Origin of the sequence: Pseudoalteromonas sp. TB51 (assembly GCF_000498055.1) — a bacterium.
GTDB classification, from domain to species: Bacteria; Pseudomonadota; Gammaproteobacteria; order Enterobacterales; family Alteromonadaceae; genus Pseudoalteromonas; species Pseudoalteromonas atlantica.
Map to the genome: position 1 here is coordinate 1 of NZ_AUTO01000297.1, position 1,601 is coordinate 1,601.

Genomic DNA, 1,601 nt, shown 5'->3' on the forward strand with positions numbered 1-1,601 from the left:
CCCGCTACCTATCGAAACGGTATTAACCCGTAGCGATGCCCCAGCCAAACCCGATCCCAGTGCCTTAAATGCAATTGCCACGCTTTGGAATATAAACGCCAGCAACTTGTTATACGTAGGGGATTTTTTATACGACATTCAAGCAGCACATAATGCAAATATGCGCGCTTGTTTGTACGCGCCAAACGCGGTGCCTATTTATGCCGACCAAGCTGATTACGTTTTACGTGAATTTACCGAGTTAGTTACTTTAATCGAAAGTTACTCACAAAAAGTAGAGTTATGTTAAATAGAGTGTAGCTTTTATTTTTGCGTAATTACTCCTGTATTATTTGCATAGGCTCGTCCTTATTTATTTAGCAAATAGGTTGTTTTAAATTCAGTTTGTAAAGTTCAACAGACCCTAGCCCAATAGGGTTTGAATTGGTAAAATATTGCAAAATTAACGTATTGATTAGAGGCACAAGATGGGCAGAGCATTTGAAGTCCGTAAGAGCTCGATGGCTAAAACAGCCAACGCAAAAACTAAAGTTAACTCAAAGTACGGTAAAGAAATTTATGTTGCCGCTAAAAATGGCGAACCAGACCCCGATGTCAATCAATCACTGCGTCGTCTAATAGAAAAAGCAAAAAAAGACCAGGTTCCTGCTCACGTAATAGAAAAAGCAATTGAAAAAGCAGCCGGTGGGGCAGGGGAAGATTATTCTCCCGCACGTTACGAAGGCTATGGCCCAGGTAACTGCATGGTTATTGTTGATTGCTTAACCGACAATCCAAACCGTACAATTAAAGATGTACGTTTACCGTTTACCAAAACAGATTCAAAAATTGGTACACCGGGCTGTGTTGCACATATGTTTGATCACCTTGCTGTACTTGGTTTTGCCGGTGACGATGACGAAGTGGTCCTTGAAGCACTAATGATGGCCGACGTTGATGTAACCGACGTTGAAGTTGAAAATGGTAAAGTGTCGGTATTTGCACCTCATACTGAGTACTATAAAGCGAAAACAGCGCTTGAGGAAAACTTTGAAGGGATTAACTTTGAAGTAGATGAAATTACGTTTGTTCCGCAAGTGCATGTAGAAATTGAAGATGAAGAAGTTATTGCTAATTTTGACAAGTTCATCAACATGCTTGAAGACTGTGATGACGTTCAAAACGTGTATCACAATGCAATAATTAAAAATTAATTTAGCGCTAGGTACAGTGAGCACTAAATAAATAACGGTACTAGGGCGTGTTGACCTTTGGCGCTTGAATTTGCAGCAGTATGTTTGGTTTTTAGGCAAGGCAGAGCCTCTGAAGTGTGGTTATTCCCCATAAATAGGCGATAACGTAGCATAAATGCCAAACATACGCTGCCCTTTTGGGTTCTGCCTAGGTTGAACAAATTTCAATCTGCAAAGATCAACACGCCCTAATAAACAAAAAGCGCGTTTTGTGTAGGCAAAACGCGCTTTTTTGCTGTTAAACTAATGTTAACTATTCAGCTAGGTTATGGTGTTTTGCTTTATATTTTAAGCGGTAACTGTGTAATAGGGGCTCGGTGTAGCCACTTGGCTGCTTAGCACCTTCTAATACAAGCGCTAAAGCGGCTT

General features: G+C 40.6%; 2 protein-coding genes. Both read left to right on the forward strand.

Annotation, left to right across the window (positions count from 1 at the left end):
- On the forward strand, nt 1-289 hold a 289-nt coding region (locus L650_RS0117830; RefSeq protein ID WP_029773948.1), incomplete at its 5' end, for an HAD family hydrolase.
- Nucleotides 290-467: 178 nt separating this feature from the next.
- Nucleotides 468-1,193 carry a YebC/PmpR family DNA-binding transcriptional regulator gene (locus tag L650_RS0117835; RefSeq protein ID WP_024032996.1) on the forward strand — a complete coding sequence of 242 codons (726 nt, stop codon included), beginning with the start codon at nt 468-470 and terminating at the stop codon, nt 1,191-1,193.
- Nucleotides 1,194-1,601 lie beyond the last annotated feature (408 nt).

What these genes read in the sequence shown, in the direction of transcription:
- L650_RS0117835 (WP_024032996.1), top strand. Translation starts at nt 468, where the DNA reads ATGGGCAGAGCATTTGAAGTCCGTAAGAGCTCGATGGCTAAAACAGCC.